Raw genomic sequence first — 17629 nt, 5'->3', positions numbered from 1 at the left:
GGCAGGGGAGAATAGGTATACAAAAGCCCTATCCAAGGAGCCCTTGATGTCCGTTCCAACCACGATGTTTCGCCTCACTGGCCGCGACTACCCGCCGGCCAAGCTGAGCCACGCCAGCCTGATCATCATCGATGCGCAAAAGGAGTACCTCAGCGGGCCCCTGGCGCTGTCGGGCATGGACGAGGCCGTGGCCAACATCGCCAGGTTGCTCGACGCCGCGCGCAAGAGCGGCCGTCCGATCATCCACGTTCGCCACCTGGGCACTGTCGGTGGCCGCTTCGACCCACAAGGGCCGGCCGGCCAGTTCATTCCGGGGCTGGAGCCGCTGGAAGGCGAAATCGTCATCGAAAAACGCATGCCCAATGCATTCAAGAACACCCAACTGCATGAGACCCTGCAGGCGCTGGGCCATCTGGACCTGATCGTCTGCGGCTTCATGAGCCACTCCAGCGTCAGCACCACGGTACGCCGCGCCAAGGACTATGGTTACCGCTGCACCTTGGTGGAGGACGCTTCGGCGACCCGCGACCTGGCATTCAAGGATGGGGTGATCCCGGCCGCGCAGATCCACCAGTGCGAAATGGCCGTGATGGCCGACAACTTCGCTTGCGTGGCCCCCACCGCCAGCCTGATCTGATCGGCTGGTACAACCGCCCGGCAGCCGGGCGGAACCCGATGGGCGGCTCCAGGTCGAATTCCGGATATCCACAGAGGAGAGCGGAATGAAGCTCAAAGGCAGTTTCGACGCCAAGCGCCTGCGCCCGCGCGAACCGCGTAACTGGGGCGCCCGCCTGGCGGCCGGCCTGTCGGCCATGCTGGCGACCCTTGGCGTGCTGCTGGCGATGGCCGGGGTCGCCGGCCTGCTGGGCAACTACCCTGCCCTGGCGGAGCTCAATGCCAACAAACCGCTGGCCGGCATCCTCACCGTGGCCGGCTTGCTGCTGCTTTGGCTGGGCGTGCGCTTCTGGCGGCGCAGCCGCATTCGCCTGCGCCGCGGGCGGGAACTGAACCTTTCGCCGCACCTGATGAAGAAGCATGACTGATGGGGTTGTATTACCTGTATCGGCCTCTTCGCGGGCACGCCCGCTCCCACAGGTACCCCGCTCCCTTCAGCCCCTGTGATATCCCTGTGGGAGCGGGCGTGCCCGCGAAAGGGCCGGCACAGGCTGCACAAGGCCCCACAGTCGCGTAAACTACGCCGCCCACGTGGAGGCATCATGCAAGACGACGATTTTTCCCTGTTCAAGGCCGAAGTGCGCGGTGTCAAACCGATCACGCACGACCGCGCCGAAGTCGGCAAGCCCAAGGCCGACCGCCAGAAGCTGGCCGGCCTGCGCCAGGCGGCGACCGTGCGCAGTGACAAGGCGCTGGTGATCGACGGCATGTCCGACCAGTTCGTCATCGACGTTGGCGCCGAAGACGAGCTGCTGTGGCGCCGCGACGGCGTGCAGGAAGGCCAGCTGCGCAAGCTGAAGCTGGGGCAGATCCCGTTCGAGGGCAGCCTCGACCTGCATGGCATGACCGTGGAAAAGGCCCGCGAAACCCTGTGGGACTTCATCGCCGAAGCCACCAAACTGGAAGTGCGCTGCGTGCGGGTTACCCACGGCAAGGCCGCGCGCCTGGACGGCAAGCGCCCGATGATCAAGAGCCACGTCAACACCTGGCTGCGCCAGCACCCGCAGGTGCTCGGTTTTGCCTCGTGCAACGCCCGCCACGGCGGCACCGGCGCGGTGTATGTGATGCTCAAGCGAACCATGCTCGAAGGCCGCGACGAGTAACGCCGCGCTTGCAGCGCCGCCCTCACCGCCGTACCCTTCGTTTTTGCGATTTTTTCCCACAGGTAGATCCATGTCCCTGGAACAGAACTACACCGAGATCCTCAGCCAGATTGGCGAGGACGTCTCCCGTGAGGGCCTGCTCGACACGCCCAAGCGGGCTGCAAAGGCGATGAAGTACCTTTGCCGCGGTTATGAGCAAACACTGGAAGAAGTCACCAACAACGCGCTGTTCAGCTCTGACAACAGCGAAATGGTGCTGGTCCGGGACATCGAGCTGTATTCGATGTGCGAACACCACATGCTGCCGTTCATCGGCAAGGCGCACGTGGCCTACCTGCCCAAGGGCAAGGTACTGGGCCTGTCGAAGGTGGCGCGCATCGTCGACATGTACGCTCGCCGCCTGCAGATCCAGGAAAACCTCAGCCGCCAGGTTGCCGAGGCCGTGCAGCAGGTAACCGGTGCCGCCGGCGTTGCCGTGGTCATCGAAGCCAAGCACATGTGCATGATGATGCGCGGTGTCGAGAAGCAGAACTCGACCATGATCACCTCGGTGATGCTGGGTGAGTTCCGCGAAAACGCCGCCACCCGCAGCGAGTTCCTCAGCCTGATCAAGTGATTGGCTGCTGACCCCGAGCCGACCCTGCCGGGTCGGCTTTTTCATTTCAGGAGTTGCCCATGATCGTCAAAGCCCTGCGGGTTGGCCTCGGCCAGCTCATCGTGTTCGGCGACTGGATCAGCCGCCCGGCCAAGCGCAAGCGCGACGCCGCCGCCCAGGCCCGCGTCGAGCAAGCGGCCCAGGGCCTGGCGCTGTACCAGTTCCACGCCTGCCCGTTCTGCGTCAAGACCCGCCGCACCCTGCACCGTTTGAACGTGCCGGTGGCGCTGCGCGATGCCAAGAACGACCCGGTGCACCGCCAGGCCCTGCAGGAAGGTGGCGGCCGGGTGAAAGTGCCGTGCCTGCGCATTGAAGAAGCGGGCAAGGTGACCTGGATGTATGAGTCCAAGGCGATCATTGCCTACCTGGATGAGCGGTTCGCGTCGGCCTGACCGTTTGCAGGCGGCCTGTACTGGCCCTTTCGCGGGCACGCCCGCTCCCACAGGTTCACCACAGGGCTGAATATTGTGGAATACCTGTGGGAGCGGGCATGCCCGCGAAGAGGCCGGCACAGGCTAGAAACTAGCCCACCATCGGCACATGCCGTGGATGGCTGCTGACCCGCTCCAGCCAGGCCCTCACTGCCGGGTAGTCGGCCAGGTCGAACCCGCCCTGCTGCGCCACATGGGTGTAGGCATACAACGCCACATCGGCAATCGAATACTGCTCGCCGACCAGGTACGGCGTCATCTGCAGCTGCCGCTCCATCACCCTCAGGGCCTTGTAACCGCCCTTGTGCAGCTTGCGGTACTCCTCCAGGCGCTCGTCCGGCAACCCCAGGTAGAACTGGATGAAACGCGCAACGGCAATGTACGGCTCATGGCTGTACTGCTCGAAGAACTGCCACTGCAACACCTGGGTGCGCAGGCGTGGCTCGGTGGGCAAAAACTCGCTGCCATCGGCCAGGAAGTTGAGAATGGCATTGGACTCCCACAGGTAGCTGCCGTCTTCCAACTCCAGCACCGGCACCTTGCCGTTAGGGTTCATCGCCAGGAACTCGGGCGTTTCGGTCTCGCCCTTGAGGATGTCCACCGGGTGCCATTCATATGGCCGGCCCAGCAGGCTCAACATCAGCTTGACCTTGTAACAGTTGCCCGACTGGTAGTCGCCATAGACCTTGTACATCGCCCCTCTCCCCTCTATGCCAAAGATCTCGCCTGGCCCTGTAGGAGCAGCCTTGTGCTGCGAAGAGGCCGTTACAGGCGCAGCACCTGCATGGGCTGAAACGGCCTCTTCGCAGCACAAGGCTGCTCCTACAAAAGCGGGCACCATTCTTGTGGCTGCCTGTGCAGTTCTGCATTTGCGCCCAATAGTTGGCGACTGTACGGCTAAAAGCAATGGCCGCTGTATGGCAAGGATCAACCTTGCTCGCTGTAGTCTGAAAAAACTGCTTACACCTTTACAAGGATTTTGTTCATGACCGATGCCACTTCCGCACGCCTGCGGCCCCTGGCAGACAGCTCCCCGTCGGCGGTGGTCGCCGGCTTCATCGCCATGCTCACCGGCTATACCAGCTCGCTGGTGCTGATGTTCCAGGCCGGCCAGGCTGCCGGGCTGACCAGCGCGCAGATTTCGTCATGGATCTGGGCGTTGTCGATCGGCATGGCGGTGTGCAGCATCGGCCTGTCGCTGCGTTACCGCACGCCGATCACCGTGGCCTGGTCCACCCCCGGCGCCGCCCTGCTGATCACCAGCCTGGGCGGGGTCAGCTATGGCGAGGCGATCGGCGCCTACATCACTTGCGCCGTGCTGGTGCTGATCTGTGGCCTGACCGGCAGCTTCGAGCGCCTGGTCAAGCGCATCCCGGCCTCGCTGGCCTCGGCGCTGCTGGCGGGCATCCTGTTCAAGATCGGCAGCGAAATCTTCGTTGCCGCCCAGCACCGCACCTTGCTGGTACTGGGCATGTTCTTCAGCTACCTGCTGGTCAAGCGCCTGTCGCCGCGTTACTGCGTACTGGCCGCGTTGCTGGTGGGCACGGTACTGTCCGGCGCCCTGGGCCTGCTGGACTTCAGCGGCTTCCGCCTGGAAGCGGCCACGCCGGTGTGGACCACGCCAAGCTTCTCGCTGGCGGCGACCATCAGCATTGGCATTCCGCTGTTCGTGGTGGCGATGACCTCGCAGAACATGCCGGGTGTGGCCGTGCTGCGCGCGGACGGCTACCAGGTGCCGGCCTCGCCGCTGATCTCGGCCACCGGCTTTGCCTCGCTGCTGCTGGCACCGTTCGGCTCGCACGGGGTCAACCTGGCGGCGATCAGCGCGGCGATCTGCACCGGGCCGCATGCCCATGAAGACCCGGCCAAGCGTTATACCGCGGCGGTGTGGTGCGGGATTTTCTATGGCATTGCCGGGGTGTTCGGCGCGACCTTGGCGGCGCTGTTTGCGGCGCTGCCGAAAGAGCTGGTGCTGTCGATTGCGGCGCTGGCGCTGTTCGGCTCGATCATGAACGGGCTGACCGTGGCCATGAGCGAAGCGCGGGAGCGGGAGGCGGCGGTGATTACCTTCATGGTGACCGCTTCGGGGCTGACCTTGTTCTCGATTGGTTCGGCGTTCTGGGGGATTGTGGCGGGGGTACTGGCCTTGATGATCCTCAACCCGCGCAGGGCCTGAAGGTATTTGTTGCCTGTACTGGCCTCTTCGCGGGCACGCCCGCTCCCACAGGGATATCACTGGACCTGAGGGCAATGATATCCCTGTGGGAGCGGGCATGCCCGCGAAGAGGCCGGTACAGGCAACACAAAGCCCAAGCCCAGATCACAACCTGAAATGCCCCACCATCCCCTTCAGATCGGTCCCCAACTGCGCCAGCTCGATACTCGACCGGGCATTGTCCTGCATCGCCAACGCCGCCTGATCGGCACTACCACGGATCTGCGTGACGCTACGGCTGATCTCTTCCGCCACCGAGCTCTGCTGCTCGGCCGCCGCGGCAATCTGCTGGTTCATCTGCTGGATCAATGACACCGCCGCCGCAATGCTGCCCAGCGCGCTTTCGGTCTGCAGTGCATCGGCCACCGCCAAACGCACCAGCTCGGTACTGCCGCGAATCTGCGCCACCGACTGCTGAGCATTGCCACGCAGGCTGGCGACCAGGGTCTCGATCTGCTCGGTAGACTGCCGGGTACGCCGCGCCAGCGCACGCACCTCATCAGCGACCACGGCAAAACCACGCCCCTGCTCACCCGCCCGGGCGGCTTCGATAGCAGCATTCAGCGCCAGCAGGTTGGTCTGCTCGGCCACGCTCTTGATCACTTCCAGCACGTCGCCAATGGTGTGGATCACGGCACTGAGGCTGTCGATGCCGGCGCTGGCCGTCTCCGCCGCCGACGCCAGTTGCTCGATACGCTGCATGCTCTGGCGCACCACCTGCTGCCCGGAATCAACCTTCTCGTCCGCAGCCTGGGCCGCCTGCGCCGCCTCTTCGGCATTACGCGCCACATCGTGCACCGTGGCGGTCATCTGTTGCATGGCGGTGGCTACCTGCTCGGTCTCTTCCTTCTGGCTGCCCACCTCGCGGTTGGTCTGCTCGGTCACCGCCGACAGCGCCTGCGCATTGCCGGCCAGTTGCTCGATGCCCTGCTGCAAACCGCTGACAATGCCCGACAGGCCCGCCGCCATCTGCTGCATGGCCTGCATCAGCTGCCCTACTTCGTCACGCCGTGGTGCCTGGGCGTCAAAGCTCAGCTCGCCGGCAGCGATGCGCTGGGCGCGGGCAATCACATGCTTGAGCGGCCCGACCACGGCGCGGGTGATCAGCCAGGCGGCCAGCACACCTACCAGCAGCGCCAATGCCGTAGCCAGGCCGATGGCCACGGCATTGCGTTGCAGTTCGCCCTGCAGGGCCTGCTCCTGCCCCAGGTAGGCCTGGTCGACCCGGCTGGTGACTTGTTCAGCACTGGCTTGCAACTGCGCCTTCAAGCCCTGCTCGCGGGCCAATTGGTCAGTGTATTCGTTGAGTTTTTCCGAGAAGCTGCCAATGTGCCCCGCCACTTCGCCCAGCACACTCTGGTAGCCGGCATCGCTGACGGCGCCCTGCAACTGGCTGACCAGGCTGGCGGCCTCGACAGTCTGGGCGATGCGTTCCTGGCTGACGCCCTCTTCGCCCTTGCGGCTTTTTTCCAGGCGTACCCGCGCTTCGTCCATGGCCTGCAGCATCAACCGCGACACCTGCGCCACCTGCCCGGCCTGCTCGAGGAACGCGCCGCCCTGCTGGCCCTGGGACTGCTTGAGGGTATACACGCCGTCGTCAGCCAGGCCGGCCTGCAGCACGTCGAGGTTGTTGGCCACGCTGGACACCGACCAGCTGGCCATGTCCAGCGCCAGCTCCTTGGCCTGCACCGCTTCGACAAAGGCCTCGAATGCCTGGCCATAGGCGGCCAGGTCGGTTTCCGCCGCCGCCAGCGCCGGCACGCCACGGGCGCGTTCGGCCAGGCCCTGCAGGCCGCTGCGCAAGGCCTCGGCCTGCTGCAGGTCGGAGCGCAGGGCAAAGGCCTGCTCGTGCTGGCGCAAGCGCAACAGGTCGGTATTGAACTGGGCCAGTTGGCGCAAGCTGTCGAAGCGCTGGCCAACACTGTGCAGCGCGGCAATGCCAATGGCCGCCACCGCCAGGGTCAGCACCAGCACCAAGGCAAAGCCCAGGCCGAGTTTGCGGGCCATGCCCAGGTTGGCCAGCACACCGTGCTTGCTCGCGCCCATGCCGATTCCCCTTCTGCGTGCGAGGTTATCCCGAAGGCCAAGGGTGGCAACGTTGCCAGCCGATGAACAAGGGCCTGGCGTCAGAATAGTGTCAAATAGCTATGAGCGTGTCGCTATCAGCTTGGCAGAGGTCGCCCTGCGTGCTGAAGGAAGGCCTGGGCGCGAGAGTCCTGCCCGTAGGCGACATTGATGCGCAGCCAGGCGCTGGCCGTGCCCTGGTAATCGAAGGCGCTGCCGGGGGTGAGCAGCACATCGTGTTCCAGCGCCAGGCGCTCCAGGCTGGCGAAATCCCGGCCCGGCACGCAGGCCCAGACGAACATGCCGCCGTAGGGCTCGCAGAACACCTGCCAGCCCGCCTGTTCCAGCTGGCCGAGCAGCCTGGCCATGTGCTGCCCCAGGCGCACACGCAGCCGCTGCACGCTCTTGCGGTAGCTGCCGTTGGCCAGCATCTGCCCCACCACCTGCTCGGCAAAGCGCGAGGTACCGATGCCGCTGACCATCTTCAACTCGGCCAGGCGCGCCAGCAATGCCGGGTCGGCGACCAGGTAGCCGACCCGCAGCGAGCTGCTGAGGGTTTTCGAGAAGCTGGCCATGTAGATTACCCGCTGTTCGCTGTCGAGGGTGGCCAGGCGGGTGGCCGGGCCTTCCTGGAAGTCGGCGTAGATATCGTCCTCGATGATGCGCAAGTCGTGCTCGCGGGCCAGCTCCAGCAGGCGATACGCCACCTTGGGCGTCAGGCTGGTGCCGGTGGGGTTCTGGTACAGGCTGTTGATGAACAGGCAGCGCGGCTTGTGCGCCGCCAGCAGCGCTTCGAGGGTGGCCAGGTCCGGGCCTTCGGCGGTGCGCGGCACCGGCAGCATGTGCACCTGGTGCTGGCGCAGCAGGTTGTACAGGTTGTAGTAGCCGGGGTTTTCCACCAGCACCGTGTCGCCCGGGCGCAGCAGGGTGCGCACCAGCAGGTCGAGGCCGTGGCTGGCGCCATGGGTGGTGAGGATACGTTCAGGGCCGGCGGCGATGCCCAGCTGCGCCAGGCGCTTGTGCAACTGCTGGCGAAGGCTGGCCAGGCCCAAAGGTGGGCAATAGTCGAACAGGTCCTGTGGGTTGCCGCGGCTGACCTGGCGCACTGCCTGGGCCAGTTCGGTGGCGGCGCGCCAACTGCTGGGCAACCAGCCACAGCCCAGCTTGAGCAACTCGTCATGGCCCTCGCGAAACTGCCGCCAGCTGCCGTCGCCGGCCTCGCCCCAGGGTTGGGCGTCTTCCACGGCCAGACCGGGTTTGCGCTCGGCGACGAAAAAACCAGTGCCGTGGCGGGCCTCCAGCCAGCCGCTGGCGACCAGGCGGTCGTAGGCTTCGATCACACACGACGCACTGACCGCCTGGCTGCGGGCCAAGGCCCGGATCGACGGCAGGCGCGCGCCGGGGCGCAGGCGTTGCTGGTCGATCCAGGTTTGCAGGTGGTCGGTGAGTTGCTGTACCAGCGGGGTGGGGCTGGTGCGGTCGAGGGGCAAGTGCATGGGGCAGGTGTTCGCTGGTTTTGAGCGAACAGTTAAGCATAAAAGGGGTGGCGGTGTGTCTGGTGGACGGTAATCAGAGTTATCACCATTCAACCGGCTGACGCGGTTCTTGTAGGAGCGGCCTTGTGTCGCGATGGGCTGCGTAGCAGCCCCGGCAATTTGTGCTTGAGCGGAGATCTCGGGGCTGCTGCGCAGCCCATCGCGACACAAGGCCGCTCCTACAAGAACCGCATGATGCCTGGATTTCCTACACCTGCAGACAAGGACCCTACCCATGCCCTCCGCCCCGGCCCGCCTGGCCTTCGCCCTCTGCCTGATCACCCTGGCCGTCAACCTGCAGGCCCCGCTGTACATCACCTACGCCGACCTCTCCGGCCAAGGCGCCGCCGCCACCGCGGTGGCCTTCTCCGGCTATGTGCTCGGCGTACTACCCGTGCTACTGGCCCTGGGCGGGCTGGCCGATCGGGTTGGGCGCCGGCCATTGGTGCTCGCCGCACTGGCCCTGTCGATGGTCGCCACCGTGCTGATGCTGCTGGCCCCCAGCCTGCAAACCCTGGGCCTGGCGCGGCTGTTCCTCGGCCTGGGCACCGGCCTGGCCTCGGCCACGGCCACCGCCTACATGGGTGAACTGATGGGCGGCGCAGACAACACCCGCGCCGCCAATTGGGTTACCGCCAGCACCTCGCTGGGCTTTGGCCTGGGTGCAGCACTGACCAGCCTGTTCCTGCTGCGCGGCCCCAGCCTGACCCCGGGCAGCTTCCACCTGCAACTGCTGCTGGCGGCGCTGGCCATGCTGCTGGTGTGGCGCCTGCCGGACCCACGCCCGGCAGCACGCAACCCCATGCTGCGCCTGCCCTGCTACCCCCGTGGCAGCGTGGCCTATGGCCTGGCCATTTTGCTGGCGTGGGCCTGCGTGGGGCTGGTGATCGCCCTGCTGCCGGGCATACTGCGCCAGCACGGGCTTAGCGCCTGGTCGGGGTTCTCGACCTTTTGCGTGATCAGCTGCGGGTTGTTGTTCCAGCCCATGGCACGGCGCCTCAGCAGCCGTACGGCCACGTTGCTGGGGCTGGTGATCTTGCCGTGCAGCTATGCCGTGCTGGCCTGGGGTGCGGACAGCGGCCAGCTGGGCGCGGTATTGCTGGGTGCGGTGGCGGCCAGTAGTGCGTGCTACGGGTTTATCTACCTGGGCGGGCTGGCGGCGGTGAACGAGCTGGCCGGCAGCGAGAAGACACGGGCCAGTGCCGGATTCTTCCTGCTGGCGTACCTGGGGTTCAGCCTGCCGGTGATCTTTACCGGGCTGTTGAGCGACCGGCTGGGATCACGATTGGCGTTGCTGGTGTTTGGTGGGGTGCTGGTGGTTGGGTGTGTGGTTGTAGAGCTGGCATTGCTATCCAGCTCGGTGAAAACCGCACAGGCAGCGCGGTCAGTGTAGGAGCGGCCTTGTGTCGCGATGGGCTGCGCAGCAGCCCCGGCAAATCATGCGGCGAAGCTGAGATTTTGGGGGCGCTTCGCACCCCGCTCGCGACACAAGGCCGCTCCTACACGGCCCTCAGGGCCAGTGATATACCCGCGAAGAAGGCCACGCGGTTTCGGTTCAGATCGCCGTAGCCCCACCATCCACCGCCAGGCAATGCCCAGTAGTGAACGCCGCGCCATCACTGCACAGGTACAGCACGGCACTGGCAATTTCCTCGACCTTGCCAATGCGCCCCACCGGATGCATGGCAGCGGCAAACTCGGCCTTGCGTGGGTCGGCCTCATAGGCACGGCGGAACATGTCGGTGTCGATCACCGCCGGGCACACCGCATTCACCCGGATGCCCTTCTTGGCGTACTCGATGGCCGCCGACTTGGTCAGGCCGATCACCGCGTGCTTGGAGGCGCTGTAGATGCTCATCTTCGGCGCCGCGCCCAAGCCCGCCACCGAAGCGGTATTGACGATGGCCCCACCGCCCTGGGCCAACAGCAACGGCAGCTGGTACTTCATGCACAGCCACACACCCTTCACGTTGACGCCCATGATGGCATCGAACTCCGCCTCGCTGCCCTCGGCCAGGCGGCCCTGCTCTATCTCGATACCTGCGTTGTTGTAGGCATAGTCCAGCCGGCCATAGGCGGCGATCAGGCGCTCGTGCAGTTGGCGCACCTCGGCGTCACGGGTAACGTCGCAGGCAATGAACAGCGCCTCCCCGCCCGCAGCGTGGATCAGGGCCACAGTTGCCTCGCCACCGGCCGGGTCGAGGTCGGCCACCACCACCTTCAGGCCCTCCCGGGCGAAAGCCAGGGCGGTTGCCCGGCCGATGCCGGCGGCGCCGCCGGTGACCAGGGCTACCTGGCCGGAAAAGGTCATGCTCATCGCGTGCTCCAAAGCGTGCTTGGTGGGGTTCAGAGCATAGTCAGCCACCACCCGCCCGGGCAGCATCATCACCCCACCGGTTGGGCTACCATGCTTGTCAGTGATGTTAAGGACCTGCCTACATCAACAGGGTAGATTTGACGCCTCCCCTTTCCATTGCCCACAAGGACCCGCCATGACCAACACCAACCGCCGCTTCCTGCTCGCCAAACGCCCGGTCGGCACCGTGCGCCGTGACGACTTCAGCTTCGAGACCGTGCCCGCCGAACAACCCGGCGAAGGCCAGGTGCTGGTGCGCAACCTGTACCTGTCGCTGGACCCGGCCATGCGCGGCTGGATGAACGAAGGCAAGTCCTACATCCCGCCCGTGGCCCTGGGCCAGGTGATGCGCGCGCTGGGTGTTGGCGAGGTTGTTGCCTCCAACCACCCCGCCTACAAGCCGGGTGACCATGTAAGCGGCGCCCTTGGCGTGCAGGACTACTTCACTGGCGAACCCCAGGGCCTGCACAAGATCGACCCCAGCCTGGCGCCCCTGCCGCGCTATCTGTCGGCGCTGGGCATGACCGGCATGACCGCCTACTTCGCCCTGCTGGACGTCGGCCAGCCCAAGGCGGGGGACACCGTGGTCATTTCCGGCGCGGCCGGCGCGGTGGGCAGCATTGTCGGGCAAATTGCCAAGATCAAAGGCTGCCGCGTGGTCGGCATTGCCGGCGGCGCCGAGAAGTGCCAGTACCTGAAGGACGAACTAGGCTTTGACGGGGTGATCGACTACAAGGCCGAAGATGTGCTGGCCGGCCTGAAGCGCGAATGCCCCAAAGGCGTGGACGTGTACTTCGACAACGTCGGCGGCGACATCCTCGACGCCGTGCTGACCCGCATCAACTTCAAGGCACGCATCGTGATTTGCGGCGCGATCAGCCAGTACAACAACAAGGAAGCGGTGAAAGGCCCGGCCAACTACCTGTCGCTGCTGGTGAACCGCGCGCGCATGGAAGGCTTCGTGGTGATGGATTACGCCAAGGATTACGGCAAGGCCGCGCTGGAGATTGCCGGGTGGCTGGCCAGCGGGCAGGTGAAGAGCAAGGAGGATGTGGTGGAAGGGCTGGAGACCTTCCCCGAGACCTTGCTGAAGCTGTTCAGTGGGGAGAACTTTGGCAAGTTGGTGTTGAAGGTTTGATTGGGGATTGCGATTGGGCGTCCAGGTGTATGCCTTGGGTTTTGCAGCGCCTGTGAGATCGAGCGCCGCGCGGGCGGCGCTCGATCTGACAGGCGCTACGGCACTGGAGGCGTACACCTGTCAGCCCCTCCAGAATCGTCAGACTTTCCTGAACCTTGCCCCCACCGCTTCAGCTTGAAGCAGCAAGCGAACTATCCTACACCGCAGTCAGAAGCAGCTGAATTGTCGGGGAAATCCCTCAGGGATAACTTCACCGGGTCGCCATGTTGGTGACCGGGTGTGAGAACCTGTTGCGAGTTAGCTGGCTTGCCTGTCATGGCGGTCGTACGCGGGCAGACCTCGGTCTGGCCGAGCTTTGAAGCTCCCTCGGTTTCTCACCCCGTGTACGACTGCCGCCCAGGTCCGTGAGAAAGATCCGCGTGGCAGTTCCACTTGTCAGGAGCTACTACCATGAAAAAGTACACCCCCTCCCCCATCCTAACCGCAGGCCTGGAAACCTTCCTCGAAGCCGGCAACCCCACCCTGGACCTGCTCCGCGTACAGCCCGGCGTGCCGATTGATGATGCCTACGAGCACGTGTCAGTGCTGCTGGGCTACATCAAGCACCTTGTGCGCGAAGGCGACATGGAAGATGACCACAAACTGCTGGGCTCCGCCGATTACCTGCTGGCCATGGCCAAGGCCCTGATGAACGACATCGAACTGGCCAAGAACAAGCTGCACTGACAGGGCAGCGCAGCCCCTTGTGGAAGCGGCCGGCACAGCAGACGCTTCCACACCGTTACAACCCCGCACAAGTCTTCGCACCGTCGCTCTGGTAGCATCCGGCGCGCACCAACATCTTCGTCGCCTCGACCGGCAATCATAGGTAAATCAAGAGCATGGGCCGTGCAAGCAGCACGGCTCCAACGGGGGGGATCAATGGATTTATGGACTGCCTTCCAGGCAATCATCCTGGGAGTGGTTGAAGGGCTCACGGAGTTTCTACCGATCTCCAGTACCGGGCACCAGATCATCGTTGCCGATTTGATAGATTTCGGCGGTGAACGCGCGATAGCGTTCAACATCATCATCCAGCTGGCGGCGATCCTGGCGGTAGTGTGGGAGTTTCGCGGCAAGATCCTGGAAGTGGTGTTCGGCCTGACCAGTCAGCCCGCGGCGCGGCGCTTCACCGGCAACCTGTTGCTGGCGTTCCTGCCAGCGGTGGTGCTGGGCGTGCTGTTCGCCGACCTGATTCACCACTACCTGTTCAACCCGATCACCGTGGCAACGGCCTTGGTGGTTGGCGGGGTAATCATGCTCTGGGCCGAACGCCGTACCCACCGCGTGGCAGTCGACCACGTCGATGACATGCGCTGGAGCCATGCCCTGAAGATCGGCTTCGTCCAGTGCCTGGCCATGATCCCGGGCACGTCGCGCTCCGGGTCCACCATCATCGGCGGCCTGCTGTTCGGCCTGTCGCGCAAGGCGGCCACCGAGTTCTCGTTCTTTCTGGCGATGCCGACCATGGTCGGCGCAGCAGTGTATTCGGGTTACAAGTACCGTGAGCTGTTCCAGCCCGGCGACCTGCCGGTGTTCGCCATCGGCTTCGTGACCTCGTTCATCTTCGCCATGATCGCCGTGCGTGCGCTGCTCAAGTTCATCGCCAACCACAGCTACGCGACGTTTGCCTGGTATCGCATCGCCTTCGGTTTATTGATCCTGGCTACCTGGCAGTTCGGCTGGATCGACTGGTCGACAGCTCAGGGCTGATAGCACGACACAAAAATGAAAAAGGGCTGCATCCGCAGCCCTTTTTCATTGGTCAGGTTCAGCCGCGTATTTCAGCGACTACCGCTGCCAGCGCTTGAGCCGGGTCGGCGGCCTGGCTGATCGGGCGGCCGATCACCAGGTAGTCCGAACCTGCATCCAGTGCCTGGCGCGGGGTGAGGATACGGCGCTGGTCATCCTGCGCACTGCCTGCCGGGCGAATGCCCGGGGTCACCAGCTGCAGCGACGGGTGCGCCGCCTTCAGTGCCGGGGCCTCAAGCGCCGAGCACACCAAACCGTCCATGCCAGCCTTCTCGGCCAGCGCCGCCAGGCGCAGCACCTGCTCTTGCGGGTCGACATCCAGGCCGATGCCGGCCAGGTCTTCACGCTCCATGCTGGTCAGCACGGTCACACCAATCAGCAACGGCTGCGGGCCGCTGCGCTTGGCCAGCTCTTCACGGCAGGCCGCCATCATGCGCAGGCCACCGGAGCAATGCACGTTCACCATCCATACACCCATCTCGGCCGCGGCCTTCACCGCCATGGCGGTGGTGTTGGGGATGTCGTGGAACTTGAGGTCCAGGAACACTTCGAAGCCCTTGTCGCACAGGGTTTCGACAATGCCCGAAGCACTGCTGGTGAACAGCTCCTTGCCAACCTTCACCCGGCACAGCGCAGGGTCAAGCTGGTCAGCCAGCTTCAGGGCGGCCTCACGGGTAGGGAAATCCAGGGCGACGATCAGGGGCGTCTGGCAGGCGGACATGGGCAGGGTCTCTTGGCAAGTCGAAAACGGCGCGCATTGTAAACGAAGTGGCACAGGCTTTGGGGCCCGCAGGTCACGGAATTGGCCCGACAGTGGCTGGCTCCTATAATTGAACCAACGGAACGGGCAATTGCTCAACATTTGTACAAGCGCTGCCCATCACCAGCAAAGGAGAACGACAATGCCCTGGTATGCCTGGCTGATACTCATCATAGCCCTCGGCTCGATCGTCGGCGGGCTAATGCTGCTGCGCGATACGGCAAAGAAACTGCCACTGACCGAAGAACAGCTGCGCAAGGTGCATGAGCGCAATGCCGAAGCGGATGCCAAGGATGCGCAGGACCGCTAGCGCCCGCCGGTCGCTGGCGCTGGCACGATCTGACCGGCTGTTACGGTCCATGTAGGAGCGGCCTTGCGTCGCGAAAGGGCCGCAAAGCGGCCCCCGGGTTTCAGCGGCACTGCAGGAATAGCTGGGGCTGCCTTGCAGCCCTTTCGCGACGCAAGGCCGCTCCTACAAGGGGCGCGTCAACCAGCCAATTGCAGCGTGTACATCATGAAAATCAAGGCCAGGACACGGCCCCAGCCCCCCCCTTATTCCACCATCACCTTGTCCCGGTTACGCTCCAGCAACGCATTACCAATCCCCTTGATCTCCAGCAGTTCATCCACCGAAGCAAACGGCCCATTGGCCTCCCGGTAGGCCACTATGGCCTCAGCCTTGGCCTTCCCTATCCCGTTCAGCTCCTTCTGCAAAGTAAGCGCATCAGCCGTGTTCAGGTCCAGCCGCTGCGGCTGCTGGGCCTGCTGCTGGGTTACCACCGGCACCGGCTCGGCCACCGCCGTGGTGCTGGCCGGGGCAGCGCTTAGGGAAAAGGACAGGCTGGCGAACAGCGGCAGCAGCAGGTACGACAGAACGTTGTTACGCATGGTGAACACTCCTAGGTTGGTCATTTTCCGGCAGCCGTTTTCCTTCGGCTGCGCAATCAACCCTAGCGGCAAACCCCACACCGAAACAGCCACCATCATCGGCGAATGGTTACCAAATCGATCAATCACCCAGCCAACTTCGCCACCCCAGAAACAATGACCTTTCCCCCTCCTCCACTCCGGCCGAGAGCATTGGCGCCATGCCGTATGGCCTGTAGCCGAATACCCGTTTGTCCGATGCCGCATTCACAGCAAAACCTGCCCACATTCCTACAGCCCCCGGTGAACAAGGCCTGATCACGAACAACCGCACCCTCCAGCCGGCAAACACCCCCCCTGCCAACTGGCATCACATGAACCAACTGCTAGATTTTTGAGCAATGGACAGCCGTTTGCTTGAAGGACCCAAGCTGCATGCCCCCATCCAACCCGCCGCTTGCCCTCGCACCCAGCCCGTCCACCAGGCCAGCCTTCGCGCGCCAGCCCAGCCCATTCGGCCCACCCGTACTGCCCCGTCCAGCAAGAGGATCACCGCCGTGCCCCTCAAGACCCTCACCGTATTTGGCACCCGTCCAGAAGCCATCAAGATGGCCCCCCTCGCCCTGCAACTCGCCCAGGACGCCCGCTTCGAGTCCCGCGTTTGCGTCACCGGCCAGCACCGGCAAATGCTCGACCAAGTACTGGAACTGTTCGGTATCACTCCCGACTACGACTTGAACATCATGAAGCCCGGCCAGGACCTGACCGGCGTGACCACGGGGATTTTGCAGGGTATCCAGCCGGTACTGGCCGAATTCAAGCCCGATGTGGTGCTGGTGCATGGCGACACCGCGACCACGTTTGCCACCAGCCTGGCGGCCTATTACCAACAAATACCGATAGCCCACGTAGAAGCCGGCCTGCGCACCAATAACCTGTATTCACCCTGGCCAGAAGAAGGCAACCGGCGCCTGACCGGCACCCTGGCCGCCCTGCACTTCGCCCCCACCGCCACCTCCCGTGACAACCTGCTAAGGGAAGGCATCGACCCGGCGAGCATTTTCACCACCGGCAACACCGTGATCGACGCCCTGCTGGAAGTGGTGCACAAACTGGAGAGCCCGGCGCTGAGGGCCCAGTTCGAGCGCCAGTTCGATTACCTGGCTGCCAACCGGCGTATGGTGCTGGTAACAGGCCATCGTCGCGAGAACTTTGGCGGAGGCTTTGAACGCATCTGCCAGGCTTTGGTGCAGACGGCGCGCCAGTTTCCGGAGGTGGATGTGCTGTACCCGGTGCACCTCAATCCCAACGTGCGCGAACCGGTCAACCGGCTGCTGGCGGATGTGGGGAATATCTACTTGATCGAGCCGCTGGATTACCTGCCGTTCGTTTATCTGATGAGCCGTGCGTATGTAATTTTGACCGACTCGGGGGGGATTCAGGAGGAAGCGCCGGCGCTGGGCAAACCGGTGCTGGTGATGCGCGATACCACGGAGCGGCCAGAGGCAGTGGCGGCGGGGACGGTGAAGCTGGTGGGTACGGAGGTTGGGTCTATTGTCGGGGAGCTGGCAAGGTTGCTGACGAATGATGGGGCGTATCGAGAGATGAGCGTGGCGCATAATCCGTATGGTGATGGGAAGGCGTGTGGGCGGATTGTGGGGGCGCTTGCTGGTTTTGCTGTTGAACCAAATGTCGAGAACGCACCTAATGCCACAAGGCCATAGAAAATCGAAGATAACAACAAGCGGCCCCCAATCAGAGACTTGACGCTAGACAGCGGCTGCCCCTTTTCGGGGCAGCCAGTGGCCGACAGCATGACGACCTTGGAGGGAGTATCAGCCCCGGTGACGACCGCGGAAGTAATTGATCAGTCCTTGAGTTGAACCGTCATCAGCGGTCTCTTCACGGCTGCCAATCAAACGCTGGTAAATCCCCTCCCCCAACTCCTTGCCTAGCTCCACACCCCACTGGTCGAAGGCGTTGATGCCCCAGATCACGCTCTGTACGAAGACCTTGTGCTCGTACATCGCCACCAGCGC

Annotated in this window: 18 protein-coding genes and 2 pseudogenes; 12 read left to right on the top strand and 8 right to left on the bottom strand. The window is 64.1% G+C overall.

The window, feature by feature from the left end; translation table 11 throughout:
* Nucleotides 1-46: 46 nt before the first annotated feature.
* From ACGLHT_RS25120 to ACGLHT_RS25100, 5 genes are all read left to right on the top strand, one after another.
* Nucleotides 47-637: a cysteine hydrolase family protein gene (locus tag ACGLHT_RS25120; RefSeq protein WP_025338152.1), complete on the top strand. Its 591-nt coding sequence runs from the start codon at nucleotides 47-49 to the stop codon at nucleotides 635-637.
* A gap of 85 nt (nucleotides 638-722) precedes the next feature.
* The gene (locus tag ACGLHT_RS25115) at nucleotides 723-1043 is read left to right on the top strand and encodes a hypothetical protein (protein ID WP_024086500.1); all 321 of its coding nucleotides are present in this window, start codon (nucleotides 723-725) and stop codon (nucleotides 1041-1043) included.
* Nucleotides 1044-1217: 174 nt separating this feature from the next.
* Nucleotides 1218-1778 (top strand): Smr/MutS family protein, encoded by a 561-nt coding sequence (locus ACGLHT_RS25110; RefSeq protein WP_024086499.1) that lies wholly within the window; start codon nucleotides 1218-1220, stop codon nucleotides 1776-1778.
* Nucleotides 1779-1848: 70 nt separating this feature from the next.
* The gene (gene folE / locus ACGLHT_RS25105; RefSeq protein WP_013971502.1) at nucleotides 1849-2394 is read left to right on the top strand and encodes a GTP cyclohydrolase I FolE; all 546 of its coding nucleotides are present in this window, start codon (nucleotides 1849-1851) and stop codon (nucleotides 2392-2394) included.
* 59 nt (nucleotides 2395-2453) lie between these two features.
* Nucleotides 2454-2825, top strand: a complete 372-nt coding sequence (locus tag ACGLHT_RS25100) for a glutaredoxin (RefSeq protein WP_003260822.1) — start codon at nucleotides 2454-2456, stop codon at nucleotides 2823-2825.
* A 130-nt stretch (nucleotides 2826-2955) separates the two neighbouring features.
* Here the strand turns inward: ACGLHT_RS25100 and ACGLHT_RS25095 are convergent, their stop codons facing one another.
* Nucleotides 2956-3558 carry a glutathione S-transferase family protein gene (locus tag ACGLHT_RS25095; protein WP_025338149.1) on the bottom strand — a complete coding sequence of 201 codons (603 nt, stop codon included), beginning with the start codon at nucleotides 3556-3558 and terminating at the stop codon, nucleotides 2956-2958.
* A 291-nt stretch (nucleotides 3559-3849) separates the two neighbouring features.
* On the opposite strand from ACGLHT_RS25095, the gene ACGLHT_RS25090 reads away from it, so the two are divergent.
* Nucleotides 3850-5040 (top strand): benzoate/H(+) symporter BenE family transporter, encoded by a 1191-nt coding sequence (locus ACGLHT_RS25090; RefSeq protein ID WP_084785075.1) that lies wholly within the window; start codon nucleotides 3850-3852, stop codon nucleotides 5038-5040.
* 144 nt (nucleotides 5041-5184) lie between these two features.
* Here the strand turns inward: ACGLHT_RS25090 and ACGLHT_RS25085 are convergent, their stop codons facing one another.
* The 3 genes and pseudogenes from ACGLHT_RS25085 to ACGLHT_RS25075 form a co-directional block, all read right to left on the bottom strand.
* Nucleotides 5185-6048, bottom strand: coding sequence for a methyl-accepting chemotaxis protein (locus tag ACGLHT_RS25085; RefSeq protein ID WP_394520581.1), 864 nt, complete (start codon nucleotides 6046-6048; stop codon nucleotides 5185-5187).
* Nucleotides 6046-6573 (bottom strand): annotated as a pseudogene (locus ACGLHT_RS25080) (HAMP domain-containing protein); the annotation flags it as partial. The pseudogene ACGLHT_RS25080 and the gene ACGLHT_RS25085, both read right to left, overlap by 3 nt.
* A 668-nt stretch (nucleotides 6574-7241) precedes the next feature.
* Nucleotides 7242-8639, bottom strand: a complete 1398-nt coding sequence (locus ACGLHT_RS25075; protein ID WP_274120077.1) for a PLP-dependent aminotransferase family protein — start codon at nucleotides 8637-8639, stop codon at nucleotides 7242-7244.
* A 274-nt stretch (nucleotides 8640-8913) separates the two neighbouring features.
* Between ACGLHT_RS25075 and ACGLHT_RS25070 the strand changes: the two genes are divergently transcribed.
* Complete coding sequence (locus tag ACGLHT_RS25070; RefSeq protein WP_274120076.1) at nucleotides 8914-10071, top strand: MFS transporter; 1158 nt, start codon at nucleotides 8914-8916, stop codon at nucleotides 10069-10071.
* Between the two features lie 162 nt (nucleotides 10072-10233).
* Here the strand turns inward: ACGLHT_RS25070 and ACGLHT_RS25065 are convergent, their stop codons facing one another.
* Nucleotides 10234-10995, bottom strand: coding sequence for an SDR family oxidoreductase (locus ACGLHT_RS25065; protein ID WP_025338144.1), 762 nt, complete (start codon nucleotides 10993-10995; stop codon nucleotides 10234-10236).
* Between the two features lie 175 nt (nucleotides 10996-11170).
* Here ACGLHT_RS25065 and ACGLHT_RS25060 point away from each other — a divergent pair, with 175 nt between their 5' ends.
* The 3 genes from ACGLHT_RS25060 to ACGLHT_RS25050 all read left to right on the top strand — a co-directional run bounded on the left by ACGLHT_RS25060 (nucleotide 11171) and on the right by ACGLHT_RS25050 (nucleotide 13924).
* Nucleotides 11171-12172 carry an NADP-dependent oxidoreductase gene (locus ACGLHT_RS25060; RefSeq protein ID WP_025338143.1) on the top strand — a complete coding sequence of 334 codons (1002 nt, stop codon included), beginning with the start codon at nucleotides 11171-11173 and terminating at the stop codon, nucleotides 12170-12172.
* A 450-nt stretch (nucleotides 12173-12622) separates the two neighbouring features.
* Nucleotides 12623-12898: a DUF3077 domain-containing protein gene (locus ACGLHT_RS25055; protein ID WP_015269340.1), complete on the top strand. Its 276-nt coding sequence runs from the start codon at nucleotides 12623-12625 to the stop codon at nucleotides 12896-12898.
* A 195-nt stretch (nucleotides 12899-13093) separates the two neighbouring features.
* Nucleotides 13094-13924: an undecaprenyl-diphosphate phosphatase gene (locus ACGLHT_RS25050; protein WP_025338140.1), complete on the top strand. Its 831-nt coding sequence runs from the start codon at nucleotides 13094-13096 to the stop codon at nucleotides 13922-13924.
* Nucleotides 13925-13982: 58 nt separating this feature from the next.
* On the opposite strand, the gene pyrF is transcribed toward ACGLHT_RS25050, so the two are convergent.
* A complete protein-coding gene (pyrF, locus tag ACGLHT_RS25045; protein WP_010952851.1) occupies nucleotides 13983-14684 on the bottom strand; it encodes an orotidine-5'-phosphate decarboxylase in 702 nt (233 codons plus the stop codon).
* 181 nt (nucleotides 14685-14865) lie between these two features.
* On the opposite strand from pyrF, the gene ACGLHT_RS25040 reads away from it, so the two are divergent.
* Nucleotides 14866-15033: a DUF2897 family protein gene (locus tag ACGLHT_RS25040; RefSeq protein ID WP_010952850.1), complete on the top strand. Its 168-nt coding sequence runs from the start codon at nucleotides 14866-14868 to the stop codon at nucleotides 15031-15033.
* A 242-nt stretch (nucleotides 15034-15275) separates the two neighbouring features.
* Here ACGLHT_RS25040 and ACGLHT_RS25035 read toward each other — a convergent pair whose 3' ends face one another.
* Nucleotides 15276-15611 carry a ComEA family DNA-binding protein gene (locus tag ACGLHT_RS25035; protein ID WP_024086485.1) on the bottom strand — a complete coding sequence of 112 codons (336 nt, stop codon included), beginning with the start codon at nucleotides 15609-15611 and terminating at the stop codon, nucleotides 15276-15278.
* A gap of 536 nt (nucleotides 15612-16147) precedes the next feature.
* Between ACGLHT_RS25035 and wecB the strand changes: the two genes are divergently transcribed.
* Complete coding sequence (gene wecB / locus ACGLHT_RS25030; RefSeq protein ID WP_274120075.1) at nucleotides 16148-17314, top strand: non-hydrolyzing UDP-N-acetylglucosamine 2-epimerase; 1167 nt, start codon at nucleotides 16148-16150, stop codon at nucleotides 17312-17314.
* Nucleotides 17315-17425: 111 nt separating this feature from the next.
* Here wecB and ACGLHT_RS25025 read toward each other — a convergent pair.
* Nucleotides 17426-17629 (bottom strand): annotated as a pseudogene (locus tag ACGLHT_RS25025) (glucose-6-phosphate isomerase); the annotation flags it as partial.

The organism is Pseudomonas sp. PsB, assembly GCF_043658375.1.
Lineage (GTDB): Bacteria > Pseudomonadota > Gammaproteobacteria > Pseudomonadales > Pseudomonadaceae > Aquipseudomonas > Aquipseudomonas putida_Z.
This window is presented reverse-complemented; position numbering and strand designations above follow the sequence as displayed.